Source organism: Candidatus Mycalebacterium sp. (assembly GCF_977828045.1).
The window spans coordinates 29,622-50,302 of the sequence record NZ_CDWCUL010000004.1 but is presented as its reverse complement, the minus strand read 5'-3'; the positions used below and the strand labels follow the sequence as shown (position 1 = coordinate 50,302).

General features: G+C 49.1%; 20 protein-coding genes. 10 read left to right on the top strand and 10 right to left on the bottom strand.

The features are described from left to right. Nucleotides 1-1,567 (bottom strand): acetolactate synthase large subunit (locus tag ACY430_RS00675; protein WP_462136985.1); only part of this gene is annotated, 1,567 nt, incomplete at its 3' end. 24 nt (nt 1,568-1,591) lie between these two features. Between ACY430_RS00675 and ACY430_RS00670 the strand changes: the two genes are divergently transcribed. From ACY430_RS00670 to ACY430_RS00655, 4 genes are read left to right on the top strand one after another with little or no spacing between them, the layout of a single operon-like run. Further along, nucleotides 1,592-2,461 carry a DUF547 domain-containing protein gene (locus tag ACY430_RS00670; RefSeq protein WP_462136984.1) on the top strand — a complete coding sequence of 290 codons (870 nt, stop codon included), beginning with the start codon at nt 1,592-1,594 and terminating at the stop codon, nt 2,459-2,461. Next, nucleotides 2,461-2,913 carry a hypothetical protein gene (locus tag ACY430_RS00665; RefSeq protein WP_462136983.1) on the top strand — a complete coding sequence of 151 codons (453 nt, stop codon included), beginning with the start codon at nt 2,461-2,463 and terminating at the stop codon, nt 2,911-2,913. Before ACY430_RS00670 ends, ACY430_RS00665 begins: the two co-directional genes overlap by 1 nt. A gap of 58 nt (nt 2,914-2,971) precedes the next feature. Further along, the gene (locus ACY430_RS00660; protein WP_462136982.1) at nt 2,972-3,958 is read left to right on the top strand and encodes a beta-ketoacyl-ACP synthase III; all 987 of its coding nucleotides are present in this window, start codon (nt 2,972-2,974) and stop codon (nt 3,956-3,958) included. Next, entirely contained in the window at nt 3,958-4,869 is a 912-nt protein-coding gene (locus ACY430_RS00655) for an AEC family transporter (protein ID WP_462136981.1), read from the top strand. Before ACY430_RS00660 ends, ACY430_RS00655 begins: the two co-directional genes overlap by 1 nt. 56 nt (nt 4,870-4,925) lie before the next feature. Here the strand turns inward: ACY430_RS00655 and rpmB are convergent, their stop codons facing one another. Next, a complete protein-coding gene (gene rpmB, locus ACY430_RS00650; RefSeq protein ID WP_462136980.1) occupies nt 4,926-5,168 on the bottom strand; it encodes a 50S ribosomal protein L28 in 243 nt (80 codons plus the stop codon). Next, entirely contained in the window at nt 5,168-5,329 is a 162-nt protein-coding gene (rpmG, locus tag ACY430_RS00645) for a 50S ribosomal protein L33 (RefSeq protein WP_462136979.1), read from the bottom strand. The genes rpmB and rpmG overlap by 1 nt, the downstream gene beginning before the upstream one ends. Before the next feature lie 106 nt (nt 5,330-5,435). Between rpmG and ACY430_RS00640 the strand changes: the two genes are divergently transcribed. Beyond that, a complete protein-coding gene (locus tag ACY430_RS00640) occupies nt 5,436-6,299 on the top strand; it encodes a hypothetical protein (protein ID WP_462136978.1) in 864 nt (287 codons plus the stop codon). Nucleotides 6,300-6,445: 146 nt separating this feature from the next. Here ACY430_RS00640 and ACY430_RS00635 read toward each other — a convergent pair whose 3' ends face one another. Further along, complete coding sequence (locus tag ACY430_RS00635) at nt 6,446-6,880, bottom strand: Hsp20/alpha crystallin family protein (RefSeq protein ID WP_462136977.1); 435 nt, start codon at nt 6,878-6,880, stop codon at nt 6,446-6,448. A 128-nt stretch (nt 6,881-7,008) separates the two neighbouring features. Between ACY430_RS00635 and ACY430_RS00630 the strand changes: the two genes are divergently transcribed. Both ACY430_RS00630 and ACY430_RS00625 read left to right on the top strand, forming a co-directional pair. Next, nucleotides 7,009-8,712, top strand: coding sequence for a thiamine pyrophosphate-binding protein (locus tag ACY430_RS00630; RefSeq protein WP_462136976.1), 1,704 nt, complete (start codon nt 7,009-7,011; stop codon nt 8,710-8,712). Then, nucleotides 8,709-9,719 (top strand): DUF3644 domain-containing protein, encoded by a 1,011-nt coding sequence (locus ACY430_RS00625; RefSeq protein ID WP_462136975.1) that lies wholly within the window; start codon nt 8,709-8,711, stop codon nt 9,717-9,719. Before ACY430_RS00630 ends, ACY430_RS00625 begins: the two co-directional genes overlap by 4 nt. Here the strand turns inward: ACY430_RS00625 and ACY430_RS00620 are convergent. Genes ACY430_RS00620 through ACY430_RS00600 form a run of 5 tightly spaced genes read right to left on the bottom strand, consistent with a single transcriptional unit; the run spans nt 9,706 to nt 15,116 of the window. Continuing rightward, entirely contained in the window at nt 9,706-10,392 is a 687-nt protein-coding gene (locus ACY430_RS00620) for an NADAR family protein (protein WP_462136974.1), read from the bottom strand. The two genes, ACY430_RS00625 and ACY430_RS00620, sit on opposite strands and share 14 nt — an antisense overlap. Then, nucleotides 10,379-11,428 carry a phosphoribosyltransferase-like protein gene (locus ACY430_RS00615; RefSeq protein ID WP_462136973.1) on the bottom strand — a complete coding sequence of 350 codons (1,050 nt, stop codon included), beginning with the start codon at nt 11,426-11,428 and terminating at the stop codon, nt 10,379-10,381. The genes ACY430_RS00620 and ACY430_RS00615 overlap by 14 nt, the downstream gene beginning before the upstream one ends. Nucleotides 11,429-11,468: 40 nt before the next feature. Further along, a complete protein-coding gene (gene lepA / locus ACY430_RS00610) occupies nt 11,469-13,262 on the bottom strand; it encodes a translation elongation factor 4 (protein WP_462136987.1) in 1,794 nt (597 codons plus the stop codon). 16 nt (nt 13,263-13,278) lie between these two features. Continuing rightward, nucleotides 13,279-14,487, bottom strand: a complete 1,209-nt coding sequence (locus ACY430_RS00605; protein ID WP_462136972.1) for a DUF1015 domain-containing protein — start codon at nt 14,485-14,487, stop codon at nt 13,279-13,281. Beyond that, nucleotides 14,475-15,116: an L-threonylcarbamoyladenylate synthase gene (locus tag ACY430_RS00600; RefSeq protein ID WP_462136971.1), complete on the bottom strand. Its 642-nt coding sequence runs from the start codon at nt 15,114-15,116 to the stop codon at nt 14,475-14,477. Before ACY430_RS00600 ends, ACY430_RS00605 begins: the two co-directional genes overlap by 13 nt. Before the next feature lie 50 nt (nt 15,117-15,166). On the opposite strand from ACY430_RS00600, the gene ACY430_RS00595 reads away from it, so the two are divergent. Further along, nucleotides 15,167-15,940, top strand: a complete 774-nt coding sequence (locus ACY430_RS00595; RefSeq protein WP_462136970.1) for a DUF3891 family protein — start codon at nt 15,167-15,169, stop codon at nt 15,938-15,940. A 67-nt stretch (nt 15,941-16,007) separates the two neighbouring features. On the opposite strand, the gene ACY430_RS00590 is transcribed toward ACY430_RS00595, so the two are convergent. Then, nucleotides 16,008-16,283: an HU family DNA-binding protein gene (locus tag ACY430_RS00590; protein WP_462136969.1), complete on the bottom strand. Its 276-nt coding sequence runs from the start codon at nt 16,281-16,283 to the stop codon at nt 16,008-16,010. A 161-nt stretch (nt 16,284-16,444) separates the two neighbouring features. On the opposite strand from ACY430_RS00590, the gene ACY430_RS00585 reads away from it, so the two are divergent. Together ACY430_RS00585 and ACY430_RS00580 are read left to right on the top strand one after the other, a co-directional pair. Further along, on the top strand, nt 16,445-17,581 hold the full coding sequence (locus ACY430_RS00585) for an efflux RND transporter periplasmic adaptor subunit (RefSeq protein ID WP_462136968.1): 1,137 nt from the start codon (nt 16,445-16,447) through the stop codon (nt 17,579-17,581). A gap of 1 nt (nt 17,582) precedes the next feature. Beyond that, nucleotides 17,583-20,678 carry an efflux RND transporter permease subunit gene (locus ACY430_RS00580; protein ID WP_462136967.1) on the top strand — a complete coding sequence of 1,032 codons (3,096 nt, stop codon included), beginning with the start codon at nt 17,583-17,585 and terminating at the stop codon, nt 20,676-20,678. The last annotated feature ends 3 nt before the right edge of the window (nt 20,679-20,681 follow it).

The window sequence follows — 20,681 nt, the reverse complement described above, 5'->3', positions numbered from 1 at the left end:
CAATAAGGTGAACGCCGGGTTCCGAGGCGCATTTTTTGACAAGCGGAGCAAACTCCGCCGCGCTTGAAACCCTGTGTCCCGCCGCGCCGTATGACTCGGCATACTTCACAAAGTCCGGATTGCCGTAGTCAAGCCCCCAGTTCGGCAGCCCCATGTTGCTCTGCTTCCACTTGATCATTCCGTAAGCGTCATCACGCAGGACTAAAACGGTGATGTTGATTCCGAGTCGCACGGCGGTTTCAAGTTCCTGAGAGTTCATCATAAACCCGCCGTCTCCGCAGACCGCAACGACCTGCCGTTGCGGAAAAATCAGTTTTGTTGCAATAGCGGATGGAAGCCCCGCGCCCATTGTCGCGAGCGCGTTGTCGAGCAGAACCGTGTTCGGCTCATGAGCGCGGTAGTTTCGCGCGAACCATATCTTGTAAACCCCGTTGTCAAGCGTGATTATGCCGTCATCGGGCATTGTTTTGCGCAGTTCGCTCACGAGAAACTGCGGATAGACCGGAAACCTCCCGTCATCGGTCCCTTCGGTCAAATGGGCGTCAACCCGTTCCTTTATCCCCATGATTTCCGAAAAATCCCAATGTTTTTGCGGCTCCAGTTTCTCCATCATCTGCCAGAAACTGTTCGCTATGTCGCCCGTAACCTCAACTTGCGGAAAATAGACCGAATCCACTTTCGCGGTTTCAAAATTGATATGGATAACCTCAAAACCCCCCTCGCGCATAAAAAACGGCGGTTTTTCCACAACATCATGCCCGGCGTTTATAATGAGGTCGGCTTTGTCTATCGCGCGGTGAACAAAATCGCCGTTTGAAAGCGCGGTGTTGCCGATAAAAAGCGGATGCCTTTCGTCAATCACTCCCTTGCCCATTTGCGTGCTTATGAAGGGAACTCCGTATTTGTCCACAAACTGGCGTAGCATTTTTGAGGTCAGTTTTCTGTTCGCGCCCGAGCCAATCAGAAGCATCGGGCTTTTCGCGGCGGCTATCATTTCCACCGCTTTGTTCACGGCTTTTTCCTCGGCAATTGCCCGCCGGAACACGCTTGAATTGATGGGCGCTCCGGTAACTTCCTCGCGGGCTATGTCTTCCGGCAGTTCAAGATGAACCGCGCCCGGCCGCTCCTCTTCGGCAAGCCGAACCGCTTCGCGCACTTTGGAAGGGACATTGTCCCCGCTCACTATCTGGTGGCTGAACTTGGTGAGCGGCTCCATCATTCTCACCACGTCAACGATTTGAAACTGCCCCTGTTTGCTGGATTTGACCGGCTTCTGACCCGTAATCATAAGCATCGGCATCGCGCCCAGTTGCGCGTAAGCGGCGGCGGTAACGAAGTTTGTCGCTCCGGGTCCCAGCGTTGACATGCAGACCCCCGCCTTGCCGGTCAGTCGCCCGTATGTTGCCGCCATAAAGCCGGCTCCCTGCTCATGCCTTGTCAAAATCAGTTTGATTTTTGAGGCGCGGATGGATTCCAGCATGTCAAGATTTTCCTCGCCCGGCACGGCGAAGATGTATTCAACGCCCTCATTTTCAAGGCATTGTATGAAAAGATCGGACGCTTTCATATTCCAAACAATACACAATCGCCCGTGTTTTCATCAAACCGGATTTGTCAATCCGTGCGGCCATCGCGCATAATTAAAGCCGTGAGAGCCAACCTGAAACTGCTTGTGGCGTTGTTTTTCCTCTGCCTGTTTCCGCTCACAGCGGACGCCCGGAGAGATATGGAGGATTTGCGCCGCGCGCACAACCCCCGCAGTTCCGAAATCGTTTCCCATAAGGCGTGGGACGATTTTCTGCGCGCTTACATCCATATCCGGCGCGGCGCGAATCTGGTTGATTACAGAGGCGTAACGCATGCGGATGCCCGTGCGCTTGACGATTACATTTCCGCTCTGGGGCGCGTGAAGGTGTCCGGCTTGAACCGCGCGGAGCAGAAGGCGTTTTGGATAAATCTCTACAACGCGCTGACCGTGCAAACGATTTTGAGGGCCTATCCGGTTTCAAGCATTCTTGATATTGACACCTCGCCCCCGGGCACGGACGGGCCGTGGGGCAAAAAGATTTTTCCCGTTGAGGGCGTGCGGCTTTCGCTTGACGACATTGAGCACGGGATTTTGCGCCCCGTGTGGAAAGACGCGCGAATTCATTACGCGGTGAACTGCGCTTCAATCGGCTGTCCCGACCTCGCGCGAGCCGCCTACACAGCCGAAAACACCGAACAACTTCTTGAAAACGGCGCGAGCGATTTTGTAAACCACCCTCGCGGGGCGGCGGTCAGGGACGGAAAACTTGTTGTTTCTTCCATATATTTCTGGTTCGCTGAAGACTTCGGCGGCAAGCGCGGCGTGCGTGAGCACATAGCAAAATACGCCGCCCCGGAACTTGCGGCGGCGATGAAACGGGCGTCCAAACTGGTTGAGGGCGATTACGACTGGTCTCTCAATGAGAAAAGGTGATGGCGGAAAGCGAAAAAATCACGCGCGCCCTGGAGATTGATTCCGAAACCGCGATGGCTCTTTCGGTTGTGGATGCGGGTTGCTTTGCGTTTTCGGGTTTGGACGGCGTTGTTTTTGCCGTCAAGGATTTAGCTCTCGCTTTTTTGTTTGAAAACGATTTTGAGCCGTCCGTGAATTTTCAGTTTGAGTTTATTGACAAGGAGGAGTTTCCCGCCGTTTGCGCGTTTGTGTTTATTGACGCGGGCGGCAGTGGATTCAGTTACGAATATTTTTTCTCTCTGCAATCGGAAGAGGATATGAAAAACCTCGCCCGCCTTGAACGGGAGCGCCGCGCCGAGATCTGGTTCACAGACCGCGATGAGCGCGTCCGCGCGGGATTAAGCGCGTTTTTTGATTCAAATGAAAAGGCGCGAATTGAGAGCGCTTACAAATCGGCTGTGAGCCGCGCGTAGCCAAAGCCGCCATCTGCAAAAGACAGGGTGTTTGACATCGCTATTTTTTGAAATGATAATGGCACAAATGAGTTTTGTCAGGATTACGGGAATCGGCTCATACTCTCCCGAGAAAGTTCTTTCCAATCAAGACATTGAAAAAATTGTTGACACCTCCGATGAGTGGATAGTTACCAGAACGGGCATAAGAGAGAGAAGAATTGCGGCGGAGGGCGAGGCTTCATCGGACATGGCAATTGTTGCCGCACGGCAGGCTCTGGAAGCGGCAAAGGTTTCACCCAAAGATGTTGACGTCATAATTGTAGCCACCGTTACTCCCGACTATCTTTTTCCGTCAACCGCGTGCATTCTGCAAAGCAAACTCAAAGCGAAAAAAGCCACCGCTTTTGACATTCTCGCGGGCTGTTCGGGCTTTTTATACGCAATTCACATAGCGCGGGACATGATAGACGCCGGGCGTTGCCAAACGGTGCTCGCCGTGGGGGTGGAAAGTCTTTCAAAAGTGGTCGATTACGAAGATCGGGCAACCTGCATTCTTTTTGGAGATGGAGCGGGCGCGGCGGTTTTACAGAAATCCGACACTCCCGGAGTGCTTTCCTCGCAGTTGGGTTCTGACGGCGACAAATGGAATCTTCTCTATATGCCGGGCGGAGGGTCCCGAATTCCCGCAACCGAACAAAGTGTTAAAGACAGAAGCCACTTCCTGAAGATGGAAGGCAACGAGGTTTTTAAAGAGGCGGTCAAGGCGATGGAGACGGCTTCCGAGCAAGCCGTGAAACTCGCCGGGATCACGCCCGAAGATATAGACCTTTTCATTCCGCATCAGGCGAATTACAGAATTATTGAGGCCACCAGAAAAAGGATGAATTTCCCTGAAGAGAAAGTTGTGGTAAACCTGGACAAATACGGAAACACCTCTTCGGCTTCCATACCGATAGCTCTACACGAAGCGATCAGGGAAGGCAGGGTTTGCGAGGGAAGCACATTGCTTCTTGCCGCCTTCGGCGCCGGCTTCGCGTGGGGTTCCTGTGTAGTGAGGTTTTAATGCCCGACCTCCATTTCCCGTTCAGGATTGAAATGGCGGACGCGGGAATTGCGCATATTATTCTGCCTGTTTTCCTGGTTGTTGCGGTTGGTTTTCTATTCGGAAAAATCAAACGCGTTGATATTTCCCCCATCAACGATCTTGTTCTTTATATTGCCGCGCCGTGTCTGATTTTCTGGTCTTTTTCCTCGCCGCCAATGGATTTTCATTTTGTGGTGCGGATTTTCGGGTTTTTCGCCGCGGTGTCCGCTCTGTGCCTTATCGCGGGGCTGTTTCTCACAAAAATCCTCAAACTTTCGCGCCCCGCATATTTGCCGACAATCATATTTGCCAACAACGGCAATATGGGGCTGCCGCTGATTTTGTTTGCGTTCGGCGAGGAGGGTTTTCAGATTGCCGTTGTGTGCATGGTGGCGATGGCTTTTATTCACTACACGGTTGGCGTCGCTCTTGTGAGTCCGCGCGGGGCGGTGTCTGAGATTTTAAAACTGCCGCTTATCTACTCCGCGATTGGCGGAATGTGGATGAACTTCGGCGGATATGAAACACCGGTTTTTCTGGACAGGGCTATTTCGCTTCTTGCGGACATCGCGGTTCCGGGAATGATGTTTGTTCTCGGATACCGGCTTTCAGAGATTTCCATTTCAAGTTTCTGGGTTTCGTCAATTTTCGGGTGCTCGCGGATTGTGCTCGGATTTTTCGCCGCTGTCGCACTGGTTCCGTTTTTCAGTGTCTCCGATCTTTCCTCCAAAGTGATGATTCTCCAGTCCACAATGCCAACGGCCGTTACGTGCCTTGTGCTTGCCGAAAAATACGGCGCCGAGCCGGAAAAAGTCGCTTCGGTAATCGCCGTTGGCACGGCGGTTTCGTTTATCGTTCTGCCGAGTATGATTTTTTATCTGATTGGGTAGCCGTCAGTATGGGATGCGAACCTTCCGAACCTTTTTGGACTGCGCCCGGGCAATCTCTAAATAATAACGTCTTTCAGCGAAAGCCCTTCGCTTTTGAGGAACGGAATAAGCCCTTTCTTGTCAATCGTGCGCAGAGCGCGGGTGGACAGTTTGATTTTCACAAACTTGTCGAGTTCGGGAACGAAAATCCTTTTGGTTTGAAGGTTGGGCAATTGACGCCGTCTGACCTTGTTGTTCGCGTGCGAAACATGATTTCCGGCCAGGGGACCTTTGCCCGTGATTGAGCATCTGCGTGCCATCACTTGGTCTCCTTGTAGAGAACGTGTTTTCTCACAACAGGATCGAACTTTTTGAGTTCAAGGCGGTCTTCAGTATTCACCTTGTTTTTTTCCGTGTAGTAGATGTGATGGCTCTCGGTGCTTTTAATTTTGACCATAAGCCGGTTTCCCTGTTTTCCCATTGTTTCACCCTTTCCCTTCTGGCGGGAACGGCAATATAACAGCAAAGCGGTGAAACTTCAAGAAATCCATCGGTTATCATAACCCCGTATGCGCGCACTGTTTTTCGTGCTTGTTTTTGCCTTCGCCGCGGCGGGTCCGCGCGCCTTCGCCGCACAGTTTGACGACTACTGGTATTCGGGCAGGGCGGAAATCACAAGTTACGAACTGAGTCAGGCGCGCTACGGCGCTAAACACCCCGGATATGCGGTTCTGATTTTTGTTACCGAAGATTTTTCGCGCTCAAAACACGTGAAACTTGATGACCCCGCCCTTGCCGGACGGGACTCCGTGAAGGTTCTCAAACTGAACCTTGTGAAGAAGTTCAACACCGGAATCTACAGGTATTCAACAATGTCATCGGTGTTTGCGCCGGTTTCAGGCGCGGATTTGCGCCCCCTCAAAGTTACGCTTTCGTCTCAGGAGTGGTGCGGGCATGTTTTCACTCAACTCAATCTCAAGGGGCGGTATTACGAGGGAAAACTTTTTTCATACTTTGAGAATGAGGGAGACGAAAACTTCAAGGTGGAAAGCGTTTTTCTTGAAGATGAAATCTGGACGCGCGCACGGATTAACCCCAAATCCCTTCCTACCGGAAGAATCTCTATCGTTCCGGGACTTCTGATAACAAGGCTTCTCCACACACCGACCGGAATTGAGCGGGCGGACGCGAAAATCTCAAGCCCGGACGCGGGAATTACACGGTACTCACTGTCTTTTCCGAAAACGGAGAGGGTTTTCGAGATGGATTTTGAAACTGATTTTCCGCATAAAATTGTCTCGTGGCGCGAGGTTTACAAAAGTGGATGGGGGGCGGGCGCGAAACGGATTGAGACTGCGGCGCGGCGGAAGAAAACAATTTTTTCAGACTACTGGAACAAAAACAGCCCGCCGGACGTGCGAATGAGAAGGGAGCTGGGCATAGAGCGGTGAAGTTCCCGGGCGGGCAACCGCTCAATCCGCCGTAAAACCGGTTTTTTTCATCTCATAGTTCCGTCTTCAAGGTTCGCCCTCAAAAAAAAGCGCGGATTCCGCTCATTCGAGGGAAACCGCGCTTTTATTTACCTCTTTGCGGGCTTCTAACTCACTTCAATCTTCAGAGGTTTTTCCTCTTCAACTTCAGTTTTTGGAAGCATCACGGTCAGGATGCCGTTTTTGCAGTCGGCTTTTATCCCTTTTTTGTCCGTGTTTTCCGGGAGACTGAAACTGCGGGAAAACTTTCCGTAGCGTCTTTCAACGGTTATGTATTCTTTCCCGTCTTCCTTCTTTTCCTCAAACTTCCTTTCGCCTGTGATGGAAAGAACATCGTCCTTTACTTCAAGGGTCAGGTCTTTCGCGTCAATGCCCGAAACTTCAAGAGAAATTTCGTATGCGTTGTCCGTCTCGGCGATGTCAGTTCTCGGAAGCAAAGCTTTTTCAGCCCTTGTCGGAGAGTTCAGGACGCCGAAATTCTTCAACGCGTCGTCAAACTCCCTGAGCATACTGAATGGTTCCCAAAGTCTTACTGTGTTCATTGCCATTTACCTCCTTTTTTGTTTTTGGCACTTTCAAGATAAAAACGGTTTTCCGCCGTTCAAGGGTTTTTTCGCGTTTTTTTTGAAAAATTCGCCTATTTGCGTGCGTTGCCAGTAAAATTATTAGCATGGCGAAGAAACAGGGCGGCTTTTTACTTGCCCAAACCTTGAAAAAAATGGGCGTGAAAGACGTGTTCACGCTTGGTGGCGGGCATATAAATCCGGTTTACAAGGCGTGTTCGGAACTCGGAATACGCCTTATTGACACTCACAACGAGCAGGGAGCGGCAATGGCGGCGGACTCCTACGCACGTTCAACGGGGGCGCCGGCGGTGTGCCTTGTAACCGCAGGACCCGGATTCACGAACACTTTGACGGCAATGGCGGTTTCTTTTCTGGCAAATTCGCCGCTGATTATTATTTCCGGCAGGTCGGGAATTGAGGAGAATGACCGGCTTTCATTGCAGGAAATTGATCAGGAGTCCATCGCACGCCCGGTGGCGAAATGGGTCAGAACGGTTTATGAAACTTCAAGAATTCCGCGTTACGTGACGGATGCGTGGCGTGCGGCAAAAACGGGAAGACCGGGACCTGTTTATCTCGGAATGTCGTATGAGGTTCTTTATCCGTTTTGTGCGGAGAGCGAAATTGAAAAAGCGGATTTTTCGGAAATTAAAAATCCCGAAGCCTCCGATGAGGATGTGAAGGAAATTGCGGAAAATATTCGCCGCGCGAAAAAACCGGTTTTTATCGCGGGAAGCGGAACGTATTATTCCGGTGCGGGCGATGAACTCGCAAAATTTTCAAAAACCGTTCGCGCTCCGTTTTTCACCCTTCACCTTGGCAGGGGAATAATTCCCGACTCCTCGCAATTCTGTTTCGGTTCCGCAGGCCCGTCTTCGCCTTTCGGTTTTTCAGATGCGACTGAAAAAGCGGATTTTATTTTGCTTGCGGGAGTTCGCATGGGCGTTTTTATGGGCTTTGGAAAAACATTTAATAAAAAAGCAAAAATAGCGCAGATTGACATAGAGCCGACCGAGATAGGCAGAAACAGAAACGTTGATATTCCCGTTGCGGCTGATGTTACGGCTGTTTTGAAAAAATTAAATCGCGAATTGAAAAAATCCCCTCCGGTTTTTGACAAATGGACGGCGCAATTAAAAAAGATTTCCGATAAAAAATCCCGCGCGTTTTTCGCGGAGAAAAACGCTTCTTCAAAAAAAGGCGCAATTCATCCGGTTTCAGTTGTTGAGGCGGTTAATAAAATTGCTCCGCCCCAAACAATTTTTGTTCCTGACGGCGGAGACTGCCAGGCGTGGACTGACGTTTCGTGCCGCGTGGAAATTCCGGGCGGATATGTAAAAGGCGGTCCGCTCGGTTGCATGGGTGTCGGGCTTCCATTTGCGCTCGGAGTGAAGGCGGCGCGTCCGAAAAATCCTGTTGTGTTAATAACCGGGGACGGCGCGCTTGGAATGAATTTTATGGAGTTTGAAACCGCCGTAAAACACAATTTGCCCTTAGTAATTGTAGTCTGTAACGATTCTTCGTGGGGAATGACGAGAAATCAAATCCGCATTACATACGGCGAAAAAGCGCCGCTTGACGGCGTTATGCTCGGAGAGGTGGATTTCCATAAAATTGCCGAAGCGATGGGCGGCAGGGGCGAGTTTGTTTCGGAATTGAGAGAACTTGAACCCGCGATTAAACGCGCTCTTAATTCCAAAAAACCGTATGTCGTGAACGTCCGCACCGATCCGGACGCGATAAGCCCCGCGACTTATTTTATTACCGAGCCGATGCGGGAGAAGATGGAAATGAGGAGGGGGAAATGAGATCTCGTTCTAGAACTTTGGCAGACAAGTCAATTAGTTCCATGATTGCAGCTATTGAAATATACAACAAACCTAGTTTTGAATATCGTGAGGAATCTTTTTCAATACTTGCCATAAATGCTTGGGAAATTCTCCTTAAGGCACGAATTCTTCTTATAGAGCAAAATCGCCTTTCATCTGTGTTTCGTCACGAGAGGCATACACTTCAAAGTGGCAAGCCTTCAAAAAAGTTGTATGTTGCAAAAAACCATTCAGGTTCAAATCAGACCATAGGACTTTTCGAATCCTTCGATCGATTGGTCAATCAGTACAGAGAGCCCATGCCTCAGGAAGTTCGTAAAAATCTGGAACTAATATACGAAATAAGGAATAATGCAGTCCATTTTATTAACAAAGGTCCAGAAATATCTAAAGTAGTTCAAGGACTCGGTGCTGCCTGTTTGAAGAACTACATGAATCTTATCCGCAAATGGTTTGGCACCGACTTGTCTATTTATAATTTTTTTATTATGCCACTATCTTTTTTTAGTCTTAATGGGGAAGCCAATTCTATCATTTTGAGTTCTGACGAGAAGAAAGTGTTTGATTTTGTCAAAAAAGAGATAAAAGATAGTGTTAGCGAAGGTGAAGAGGGTGAAGAGTACAAGCCAGAGAGTTATAACGTTTCTTTGAAAGTAGAACTGAAATTTTTTCGGTCGAAAGAAAAAAACATTGATGGTTTAGTTGTTTCCCAACAAAAATCAGGCACCCCAGTTACAGTAACGGAAGAGGATTTAAGCGAGAAATATCCTTGGAATTATCAAAACTTGACAGCCCATCTCAAGAAGAGATATTCAAATTTTATTCAGAACAAAGAATACCATCAAATTAGACAATCTCTCGAAAGCAATGAACAGTTTTGTAAAACACGCTATTTAGATATACGAAAACAACAAGGGTTAAGTAGAAAATTTTATAATTCAAACATAGTCAAAGAATTTGACAATCATTATGTTAAAAAAGAGTAGGAGAGAAACTTTCTGTTCGAGGTGTTGCGTTTGAATCTTTTCCATTTTTAACTTGATGTTCTATAATTTCCTTTTTGACCACGGTCTCTATTGGTTTTGCGAGTAAGAAGAAGTTTGAAATGTCGAGTGGTTCAGTACTTTTTAATTTTTCAAAGTTCTTTTTTTTCAGTTCTTCACGCAGTTCCATAAGCAAACGGCCAAGGACATTCATACCATGTAATATTTTGCCCTTTTCGTCTGCTTTTGCCCCCCAAAATGAATCTCTTCTGGATTGTTCAACTATAGAGGAATCTCCAGTTTTGAGTAGCAAATCGCGAAAATCATCCCAATTTTGTGCCAATTTTACGCGCAGGCACCAACTCATAATTTTAATCCGGACATTATCCCAGTCTTTTCGAGTTTCTTGTCTAAAGGGCTTGCCCAGCATTTTTGCAGTCATTGGACTATATGCATCTATGATTTTTTGTTGCAAATCTGACCTATCTGGAAAACGGCATGCTTGGTATAGTGCTTCTGATGTGCGTATGTTAATGCCATTAACTTTTAATGGAAATCCGGCTGCCATATTGGACAGACCGCCAAATTTCTCTTTGGTTTTGAGAAACACTACGCTCTTTGAGCGCTGATAAGTTCTTATATTCTTGTTTTGTTCTTTAAAACTAGAAGTTTTCAAGGACTTCTCCTGAGTCATAGGTTTTCCTTGGGAATAAAGGATACCACTTGCTGAGTGGACTATTCAATGGTTGGCTTTGATCTCCCCACCATAGCGCGAGTGGGTTGTTGTTAGGACAGTTCCTAAAAGTTACTATAGTTGAGCCAAAACCCGGACCGTTCAACGTGCTGAAGCCCAGAGGTCTCATTATTACTGAAGGGTTTTCGCACATAGAACGGATTTTGAGTCCTGCAAAGAAGAATTCTTTTTCTAGCAATTGCCTGCCTTCTTCGGATGAAAATGGCTGGCAATTCTTGGAAGATTCTTCTCTGGGCGCAAAAGGGTATTTTGAGTTTTCTAAGTACTTAGAAAACTCTTTGTCTCTGCATAGAGAATCTGTGGGCCACAATACATTTGATGAATTCTTAAATGCTTTCCTGTTTTCAAGATGGGGGTTTTTGGGGTACCAAATAAGAGCAATCTTTTTCCCAGATTTTTCTATTGTATCTTCAATTCTCTTTTCTATCCAATAACTACCAGAGTGTCGTCCTATGGTAACTATATAAAGACTTGCATGCGAAGGGGATTCGTTTTTAATCCAATGCTCTATGTCTCGTTTCGCTCTGTTGCCACTGAATATTATGTCATCAAGATAGACAAAAGTGTTTGTGCTGTCAGCACTACAATCTATGATTTCAAGTCCGCATTTTTTCTGTAATGCTTCATCAAATACTTTTAACATTTCTTTTTGACTGTTACCGCCCAGTTGAATATCAAGAAATTCTACTTTCTGCCAAAATTTTTCAGCGTCACCTTTTGTTAAATACTTATCTTTTAGCATGCTTTCAATCCATTTCGAAACTCTTGTTTTGGAGAAGTATGTTTTCTTTAAAAGACTGTCCATTTCTTTGAGCATGGGTAGTTGAACAGTTAAGTCGAACTGAGAAACCCACTTGTCAACATGTTTAGGTGTAGTTTCTCCCAAATCGCTTTTGCGGTAGTCAGAAGTGGTTTCTGCTATGGATTCTACTAAGCTGTTTCGTTCTTTTATGGACATTTCTCCATCGTTGATTTTAACGAATAGTAACTCTAACCCCTCAAGTTTTCAAAACCGCCAGAAATGCTTCCTGAGGGATTTCCACGCTGCCGACTTGCTTCATGCGTTTTTTCCCCTCTTTTTGTTTTTCAAGCAGTTTTCTTTTTCTCGTAACATCGCCGCCGTAGCATTTTGAGGTTACGTCCTTTCTCATGGCGCGGACGGTTTCCCTCGCAATTACACGACTTCCAATCGCCGCCTGTATTGCAACTTCGTATAGCTGGCGCGGAATTAATTCCTTTAATTTTTCAATCAAATCCCGTCCGCGCTCGTACGCTTTGTCTTTATGAACAATCAGGGAAAGGGCGTCAACGGGGTCGCCGTTCACGAGAATATCAAGCCGCATGAGGTTTGACTGCGCATATCCCGCGGGTTCATAGTCCATTGAGGCGTAGCCGCGTGAAACTGATTTCAGACGGTCGTAAAAATCAAAAACTATTTCCGAAAGCGGCAAACTGTATTCAAGAATAAGCCGTTCAGGCGTGATATATCTCATATTTTTCTGAACCCCGCGCCTTTTTTCACACAAATCTATAACCTGCCCCAGAGATTCCGAGGGCATGTGTATTGAAACCAGAACAAGCGGCTCTTCAACCGATATTCTTTTGTCTCCCATAGGAAAATCGGCGGGATTATCTATGAATTTTTCTTCCCCCGAAACATGAACGGTTTTATAAATCACGGTCGGTGCGGTCGTAATTAATTCAAGGTCAAACTCCCTTTCAAGGCGCTCTTTTATTATTTCCATATGAAGCAGTCCGAGAAATCCGCAACGGAAACCGAAACCGAGCGCGGCGGAGGTTTCCGGCTCGTAAACAAAAGAGGAGTCGTTAAGTATGAGTTTTTCAAGCGCCTCGCGCAATTTTTCATACTCTCCCGTATTTGTGGGATAAAGACCGCTGAAAACCATGGGTTTCATCACCTTAAAACCCTCAAGAGGCCCCGAAGCCGGATTTTCCGCGTCCGTTATCGTGTCTCCGACGTGGGCTTCGTTAATTTCCCTCACCGCAGCGGTTACAAAACCCACTTCGCCGGTTGTTAATTTTTCGGTTTCAATTAAATTCGGACTGAATACGCCGAGTTTTTTCACAGAATACTGCTTGCCGGTTGACATCAGTTTTATCCGCCCGCCAATCCGGAGTTTCCCCTCAAACACCCTGACGAGCATCGCCACGCCCTCATACGAACTGAACCAGCTGTCAAAAATCAGCGCTTTAAGAGAATTGTCGCTTTTTCCCGCCGGATGGGGAATTCTTTTTATAACCGCTTCAAGAATTTCCTTTACGCCCGTTCCGTCTTTCGCGCTCGCCCGAATCGCGCCGCTTGTGTCAATTCCCAGAACATCCTCTATTTCCGCCTCCACTCTTCCGGGCTCGGCGGAAGGAAGGTCAATTTTGTTTATCACCGGAAGAATTTCAAGCCCCGAATCCGCCGCGAGGTATGTGTGGGCGACCGTCTGCGCCTCAACTCCCTGTGAAGCGTCAACTACGAGAAGCGCCCCCTCGCACGCCATCAAGCTTCTGGAAACCTCGTAACTGAAATCAACATGTCCGGGGGTGTCTATCAAATTTAATTCGTAGGTTTCACCGTCATCGGCGGTGTAATTGATTTTGACCGCCTGAGCCTTGATTGTGATCCCGCGCTCGCGCTCAAGCTCCATTTGGTCAAGAAACTGGTCTTTTTTTTCGCGTTCGCTCAAGGTCCCCGTAAATTCAAGTATGCGGTCGGCGAGCGTGGATTTGCCGTGGTCCACATGCGCTATTATTGAGAAGTTACGGATGTTTCGCGGATCCATTTCTCCAACCGGCATTTTAGTTCCACAGGGGATTTATCGCAATCCCGGAAAGGATTTTAGGATAAAAATAGGTGGTTTTCTGCGGCATTCTGACTCCCTGTTCCGCCGCGTCCATAACGTCTTTTATCAACGGGTCGGGCATAATAAAACCCGCTTCACATTCTCCGGTTTTGACAAGTTTAAGAATTTCCCCGCGCGATTTTGCGAAAATAATTTGTGGTGCGGGAGCGTTCATTTCCTTTTTAATAATTTTTTCAATCACAATATTTTGCAAGGTTGCAACTCCCATTGTCTGATAGGTTTCGTTTCTGTTTTCAGGTGAAAAAACAAGGGCCTTTTCGCATTTGTCATAGACAAAAATAATTTGGTCGCGTTGCAGTTTTTCTTCGCTCATCGCTGATATTTCCGCGCATTCAAACTCTTTTTTCAAACTCAAAGCGAGTTCCGCTCCCGATATTCCGTTAAGGTGTTTCACCGCCCTGTGAGTTGGTCCCACGATAAGTCCGTCCCCTTCGGCGCGGCAGAGAAACATCATCACATAGTCATGCGGCCCGCTCCCCCCACGCTTGTTTCTGTAATTAATTGCGGTTTCATAGCGGTGGTGTCCGTCCGCTATAAGCAGTTTTTTGTCCGCCATTAAATCCGAAACCCGGGCGAGCGTTTTTTCATCGTTCACTTTCCGGACGGTATTTTTTATTCCCTCAAAATCTATTTCCGCGAATGGCTCCGGCGCCGAATTTTCAATTGTTTTTTCAACCAAACCTTCGGGGTCGGAATAAATTGAAAAAACCTGACTCAAGTTTGCCTCGCACGCCTCAGTCAGTTTGAGGCGGTCGTCTTTGTGTTTTTTAAAGGTTTTTTCGTGCGGAAGAATCACCTTGTTTTCAAAATCCTCTATTTTTACCGCCGCTATGAAACCCTTTCTCGTAAAGTGGCTTCCTTCAAATTCAAAGTCCTGAAAATACTGAAAAATCGCCGGGCTTTCCTCCCGTTGAAGAATTTTTTCGTTAAGCCATTTTTGAAAGGTTTCCGCCGCCGCGCTATAGCGTTTTTCACCCGATTCTTTTGAAAGAATCAACCTCACAAAATTGAGCGGATGTTTTTCATAAAGGGATTCTTGCTCTGCGGAGTCAATAACATCATACGGTGGAGCGACAATTTCGGACAAGTCGCCCGTTTTTTCAGAATTGTAGAGAATTGCGCGAAAACCTTTTACGACAGCCATTGCAGAAAATCTTTTAGTTGCTCCGGTTCAAGGTCGCCATCGCGCAGAATTTTCGGTGTTTCCTCTGCGAGACTCACTATCGCGGAGCCTTGAGACGACGGTAGATTACCGTAATCAACTATTAGTTCAACTTTGCCGCTGAAAATCCGCGCCGCTTCGGAGCCGGAGAGCGGATTTTCAGAGCCGCTTATGTTCGCGCTGGACGATATCAACGGCTCTTTGAGAATCTCAAAAAGCCGCCGCGCGAATTCTCCGCCCGATATTCTCACGGCGGTTTGCCCGTCTTTTGAAACTTCGGGCGGGAACATGCCCGCTTTTTTCTCGCGAAGCACAAGGGTCAGGGGCAGGGGCAGCATCTTCCGGTAGGCGTCCGCCTGTTTTTCCGAAATGACAAAATGGCGGCGAAGCGTTTCCATGTCGCCCACGAGAACGGAAAAAGGTTTGCCCTCCGGTCTTTGCTTGACCTCCGACACCCTTCGCGCCACGGCGCTCTTGAGGGCGAGCCCGCCGATTCCGTAAAGGGTTTCGGTCGGATAGACGATTATTCCGCCCGAAAGAACGACTTCGGCGGCTTTTCGCGCGGTGTCGGGGTCAGACGCCTTAACAATTTCGGTCTCAACACGCTCCACAGTAGCACCTATTATGCCCGCTTCGGCGCAAAGGTGCGGAAGCGTTTGTTGTGTTATCCTTGGAGGTTGTGATCCGTAAAAAAAGCGGCGGAGACTGGCTTTTATTCACACAGGACGACCACGCCCGGCTTTCCGCTGAAATAATGAGTTTGTGGGGCGGCGGTTTTTTCTTTCCCTCTCCGCCCGATGATTTGCTTTTCGCCATTTCCGAGCATGACTGCGGATGGAAAGAGGCGGACCTTTCTCCCGTTCTCAATCCGGATGGCGTGCCCGAATCCTTTACCGAAGTTCCGCCGCAAAAACAGTGTGATATATGGAGGCGGTCTTTCAACGCCCACAGTAACTCGCGCCCCGAAGCGTGCGCTCTTATCGCGCTTCATTTCAAAAAATTCAATGACAGGGTGCTGTCGCGCGGAGACAACAAGTGGTCTCCCGCCCTGGGGCGGGAGATAGATGAGTTTGTTGCCCGCGCGCTTGGTGTGGAGAGTACCGAAGCCGTTCCCGCACGTGTGGAGAGGGATTTGAGGCTGCTTCAAACCGGAGACGCGCTTTCGCTTGTTTTGTGCCACGGATGGGAAAGTTTTGAGATGAACGGCGTGCCGCTTGAAAACGGCGGAGAGGAAACAGTTCGTCTTAAAATAAAGGGTGAAAACAGTTATTCGGCAATCCCATGGCCATTCTCGCGGGACGGGGATTTGAGTTTTGAAATCGGTTTTACACGGACAAACGGGGAAAAGTTTGACTCAAACGCTCAACTGCTCAAACAGGTGAGGGGGCGCGCCAAAGAGAAGATGGTTTTCCGCCTTTCTCCTGAAAACGCCTGAAAATAAAAAAACCGGAGCATTGGAAATCTCCGGTTTTTTTCAGTCTTGTCTGATGTGGAAGCGACTGTTAGCCGACGACCGCATCTTTGCAGGCTTTCGCCACCTTAAACTTCACAACGTTCTTGGCGGGGATTTTTATTGTGGCTCCCGTTGCGGGATTGCGCCCCATGCGCGCGGCGCGTTTGCCAACAACAAACTTTCCAAGTCCCGGCAAGGTGAACTCTTTGGATTTCTTCGTTTCCTTGTAAACAACAGACGCGAGTTCATCAAGGACCTCACCGGCCGCTTTCTTGGAAATGTCACATTTCATTGCGATGTGAGACGCTATATCAGACTTTGTCATAGTAAACCTCCTGTTAACTATGGTGATTTTCGGTCATTGTATTAAAAATAAATCTTTATTTCAACCCTGCTTTATGGGTGTAGAATAATAAAATCTTCAGAGCGGTTTTGAGGTGTCTGAAGATTTGCCTGACGGGTCTCCATCTGCGTCAAAGGTTTCTTATGAGTGAAAAGAGCAGAGATTTCAGGGTTCAGTGGAAAAAATTCTTCTGGATAGTTGGGATTTTTCTCGCCCTTATGCTGTTGCTTTATTTCAGATTCACTTCGTCGCGGCAGGCGGAAGGAATTGCTGAAATCCCGCTGCCGGTAAAGGTTATCCCCATCCGTGCCGAACGGATTAAACTGTATGACACCGTTATCGGCAGGATTAAGGGGGGACAGAACGTAAAGGTTCTTTCGGGCGCGGCGGGCTTTGTTGTTGACATCAAAAAGTCGCGCGGAGACGGTGTGGAAAAGGGTGAAGTGATTATGGTTCTTGAAGACAGCGGGCGTCTTTACGAACTCAAGGAGGCGCAGGGGCGGCGCTCTCTGGCGCGTGCGGAATTTGACGAGACGCACAGAAAACACTCCCAATACAAAAGACTTTTTGACAAAGGCGTGGTTTCGCGGGACGAACTTGATTCCGCGCTCAGTGCGATGAACAGAGCGCAGGCACAACTGGAAGCGCTTGAGGCGGCATACAAAAAGACGAAATGGTATTACGACCGGCTCAAAATCCGCTCGCCTCTTTCGGGAACGATTACCGAAATTCCGCCGGACACCGGGCAGGAGGTTCTGAAGGGCGAGACGGTCGCCAGAGTTGCGGGCAACCGCAAAAACAGTGTGGTTGCGGGTGTTGACTCTTCAATCGCAAAAAGGACAAAGCGCGGCGCGAAGGTTGTTGTTGAATACAAAACCCCGGACGGAGTGCGCTCCGCCGTGGGAACGGTTGTGGGTGTCAGCAAGGAAACCGATGCGTTTTCAACCACCTATTCACTTGAGGTTTCCGTGGACGATGATGATGTGTGGAGGGAGTTGTGGTCGGGAGAGTTCGTGAATTTGAAGGTTGAGGCGGGCTCGCTTGCGGATGTTGTCCGCATACCGATAACTGCGGTGTTTTATAAAGACAGAAAGCCGTTAATTTTCGTCGCACGGGAAGGTAGGGCCGTAAAAATTTCCCTCAAATCCAAGCCTGTTAGAGTGGATTCAGGCACGGTTGCCATTCCGGTTTCGCTGTTTTCCGGCGGCTCACAAGTCATAATAGAGGGCGGCTCACGCCTTGAAGAAGGGCGCGCCGTGCAAATCCTGAAAGACCGTTAGCATGAACTTGATAGGTTTTTCAATCAGGAATCCTGTCTTCTCCAACCTGTTGATGGTCGGAGTGATTATTTCGGGATTTCTCATCTACCTCTCTCTTCCGCTTGAAACCTTTCCCTCGGTGGGGCTTGAAATCGTTACAGTCCGCACTTCCTATCAGGGCGCGACCGCCGAGGATGTTGAACGTCTTGTAACTATTCCAATTGAGGAGGAGATAAGCGACCTGTCCGCGATAGACAAGGTGCGCTCGGTTTCTTCGGAGGGTTCTTCGGTAATAGTGATTGAGCTGCGCCCCGGCGAAGACCCCGTGAAGGTCGCACAGGATGTTGACTCCCGCGTTTCGCGGGTGCGCTCGCGGCTTCCCGAAGACATTGAGGAGCCGGTTGTTAAAGAGTTTGAACCGAACTTCCCGCTCATTAACGTCTCAATAGGCGGCACGGTTGACCCTCTTATTCTGCGCGCCGAGGCCCTGAAACTCAGAGACAAAATCCGCCTCGTCAAGGGAGTTGGCTCGCTCACCACTTCGGGCATGAGCGACCCCGTTTTCTGGGTTGAAATAGATCCCCTGAAACTGCGCCAGCACAACCTTTCAATAAGAGAGGTCAAAGAGGCGGTGGAGGGAAGAAACATAGACCTGCCCGGCGGCAAAATGCGTCAGGGCGAGTTTGAGTATCTGATAAGAACAAAGGGGAAATTGCGCTCAGAGGGCGAAATCCTCTCCATTCCAATCCCGACCGGAGACGGGCAGGTGCCCATGAGCAGCATCGCCGCGGTGAGGCTTGGAACGGAAAAAGAGGTTACGCGCTCGCGCATCAACGGCCTGCCGGCGGTCTCCTTTCTTATTAACAAGCAGAAGAACGCCCACGCCGTTGAGACCGTCAAACGGATTCACAAAGAGATAGATGCCGTGCGCGGCGAGTTTCCCGAAGGCATTGATGTTTTCATCACAAATGACAAGTCGGTGGTCGCGCAGAAACGGTTTTCCACGATGCTCAAAAGCGGTTCCATAGGGCTCGCCCTTGTGCTTGTAGTGCTCGCGCTTTTTCTCAATCCGCGCGCCGCTGCCATTACCGCCGCCGGCATACCGATTTCATTTTTCGGCGCTTTGATACTTATGAAAATGTTCGGCTTGACGCTCAACCTCATCTCAATGTTCGGCATGGTTCTTGTCATAGGGATAGTGGTTGATGATGCGGTTGTGGTGGTCGAAAACGTGCAGAGGTACGTAACCTCCGGCATGGAAGCGGGTAAATCCGCGCTCATAGGAACGCGCGAAGTGGCGGTTCCGGTTATGGCAACCGTGCTGACCAACCTTGCGGCGTTTCTGCCGCTTCTTATCGCCGGCGGACTCATAGGCAAGTTTCTCTCCATAATTCCGCAGGTGGCGATTTTCGCCCTCCTGGTTTCAATGATAGAGGCGTTTTTGATAATGCCTTCGCACTGCGCGGAGTTTCTCAAGCCGGTTACGAGAAACACATCACGGAAATGGGTTATAGCGCTTCGTGCCTCCTATATCAAAGCGCTTGTTTTCGTTCTCAGAAAACGCTACGCGGTAATGACCGTGATGTTCGCGGTTCTGTTTGTGTCTCTCGCGGTGGCGGCGAGGATGCCGGTTGTCATTTTCTATCTGCGCGACACGGTGGAGTTCATTGTACGTGTCAGGATGCCCGCGCAGTCAAGCCTTGATTACACCGAAAGTTCGGTAAAGCAGATTGAGGAAATCACAAAAAATGAGACGCCGCCACATGTTCTCAAGAACATTTTGTCTGTTGTGGGGGTGGATTCGGGCGGAGGAGATGAAGTAACAACCACGGGCGACCACGTGGCGACTCTTTTTGTTGAATACGAGGATTTTGAGAAACGCTCCGAAAACGGCAAGGAGATTATGAACAAGGTCAGAGATCGGGTCGCGCGCTCGGTTTCCGCGCCGGAAATTACAGACTTCGTGGCGGAGGTGGGTCCACCCGTGGGCAAGCCCGTCAATGTGCGGATAATGGGTGGGGATTCAAGGGTTCTGGAAGAAATCTCCACGCGGCTGGAGAGGTTTCTTGTGGATATTCCGGGCGTTTACGGTATCAGCAGTGACCTTGTTTGGGGCAAGAGTGAGGTCAATCTCAATGTGGATGAAAAGAAAGCTTCCGAACTGGGACTTAACACGGTGAAGATAGCGAGAGAGGTCAGGGCGCTTGGAGACGGTGTTGACGCCGCCCTCACGCGCGTGGGAAAAGAGGAGGCGAGTATCCGCCTCAAATACAGGAGCCCGCCGGCGGATGTTGTGTCCTTGCTGAACACCCATCAGATAAAAACCGCGCAGGGAGGCAGGATAACCCTCGGTAGCGTTGCGGACATTGAGGTTCAACCCGCGCTTCTTGACATAAGAAGGGTGGATTACAGACGAACCGCAACCGTTACCGCCGAAGTGGATCAGGCGATTACAACTTCAAACAAAGCCAACTCCGAAGCCGGAAAATTTCTTTCGGGCGTAATCGGCGGCTATCCCGGATACTCGTTTGAATTCGGCGGAGAGGAAGAGGATTTCGCCGCCGCCCTGCAAGACATTGTCCGGGCTTCCATCATCGCTTTTATGCTCATATACATCGTCCTCGCCTCCATTCTCAACTCATACGCTCAGCCGCTCATAATCATGAGCGTTATGCCTTTCGCACTTATCGGGGTTTTAATCGGAGTGTTGATCAGAGCCGAGCCGTTCACGCTTCCGGCTATAATCGGAACGGTTGCGCTTATGGGCGTGGTCGTCAATGACAGTCTTGTTCTGATGGATTTCATAAACCGCCGCCGGCGCGATATGAAAAGGATTTTTGCGGTTGCCGTGGCGGCGAAATACCGTTTCAGGCCCATCATCATAACCTCGCTGACCACCTTCGGCGGTCTGTCTTCGCTCATGTATCAGACACGGGGGGAGACCTCTTTCCTGGCCCCGATGGCGATTGCGCTCGGCTTCGGACTGCTTTTCGGCACGGTCATTCTGCTGTTTATAGTGCCGGTGCTTTACATCCTTCTTGATGACGCGAAAAAATTCGTTATGAGTGTTTCGGTGAGTTCCGTGATTCGCTCCGTGCGCCGCCGCGCGGGCCGGTGAGGG

Coding starts and splice junctions, on each gene's coding strand:
- lepA (WP_462136987.1), bottom strand. CDS start 13,262: ATGGATCCGCGAAACATCCGTAACTTCTCAATAATAGCGCATGTGGAC.
- ACY430_RS00665 (WP_462136983.1), top strand. CDS start 2,461: ATGGCGGAAAGCGAAAAAATCACGCGCGCCCTGGAGATTGATTCCGAA.
- ACY430_RS00625 (WP_462136975.1), top strand. CDS start 8,709: ATGAGATCTCGTTCTAGAACTTTGGCAGACAAGTCAATTAGTTCCATG.
- ACY430_RS00590 (WP_462136969.1), bottom strand. CDS start 16,283: ATGACAAAGTCTGATATAGCGTCTCACATCGCAATGAAATGTGACATT.
- ACY430_RS00580 (WP_462136967.1), top strand. CDS start 17,583: ATGAACTTGATAGGTTTTTCAATCAGGAATCCTGTCTTCTCCAACCTG.
- ACY430_RS00605 (WP_462136972.1), bottom strand. CDS start 14,487: ATGGCTGTCGTAAAAGGTTTTCGCGCAATTCTCTACAATTCTGAAAAA.
- ACY430_RS00615 (WP_462136973.1), bottom strand. CDS start 11,428: ATGTCCATAAAAGAACGAAACAGCTTAGTAGAATCCATAGCAGAAACC.
- ACY430_RS00630 (WP_462136976.1), top strand. CDS start 7,009: ATGGCGAAGAAACAGGGCGGCTTTTTACTTGCCCAAACCTTGAAAAAA.
- ACY430_RS00585 (WP_462136968.1), top strand. CDS start 16,445: ATGAGTGAAAAGAGCAGAGATTTCAGGGTTCAGTGGAAAAAATTCTTC.
- rpmG (WP_462136979.1), bottom strand. CDS start 5,329: ATGGGAAAACAGGGAAACCGGCTTATGGTCAAAATTAAAAGCACCGAG.
- ACY430_RS00635 (WP_462136977.1), bottom strand. CDS start 6,880: ATGAACACAGTAAGACTTTGGGAACCATTCAGTATGCTCAGGGAGTTT.
- ACY430_RS00655 (WP_462136981.1), top strand. CDS start 3,958: ATGCCCGACCTCCATTTCCCGTTCAGGATTGAAATGGCGGACGCGGGA.
- rpmB (WP_462136980.1), bottom strand. CDS start 5,168: ATGGCACGCAGATGCTCAATCACGGGCAAAGGTCCCCTGGCCGGAAAT.
- ACY430_RS00660 (WP_462136982.1), top strand. CDS start 2,972: ATGGCACAAATGAGTTTTGTCAGGATTACGGGAATCGGCTCATACTCT.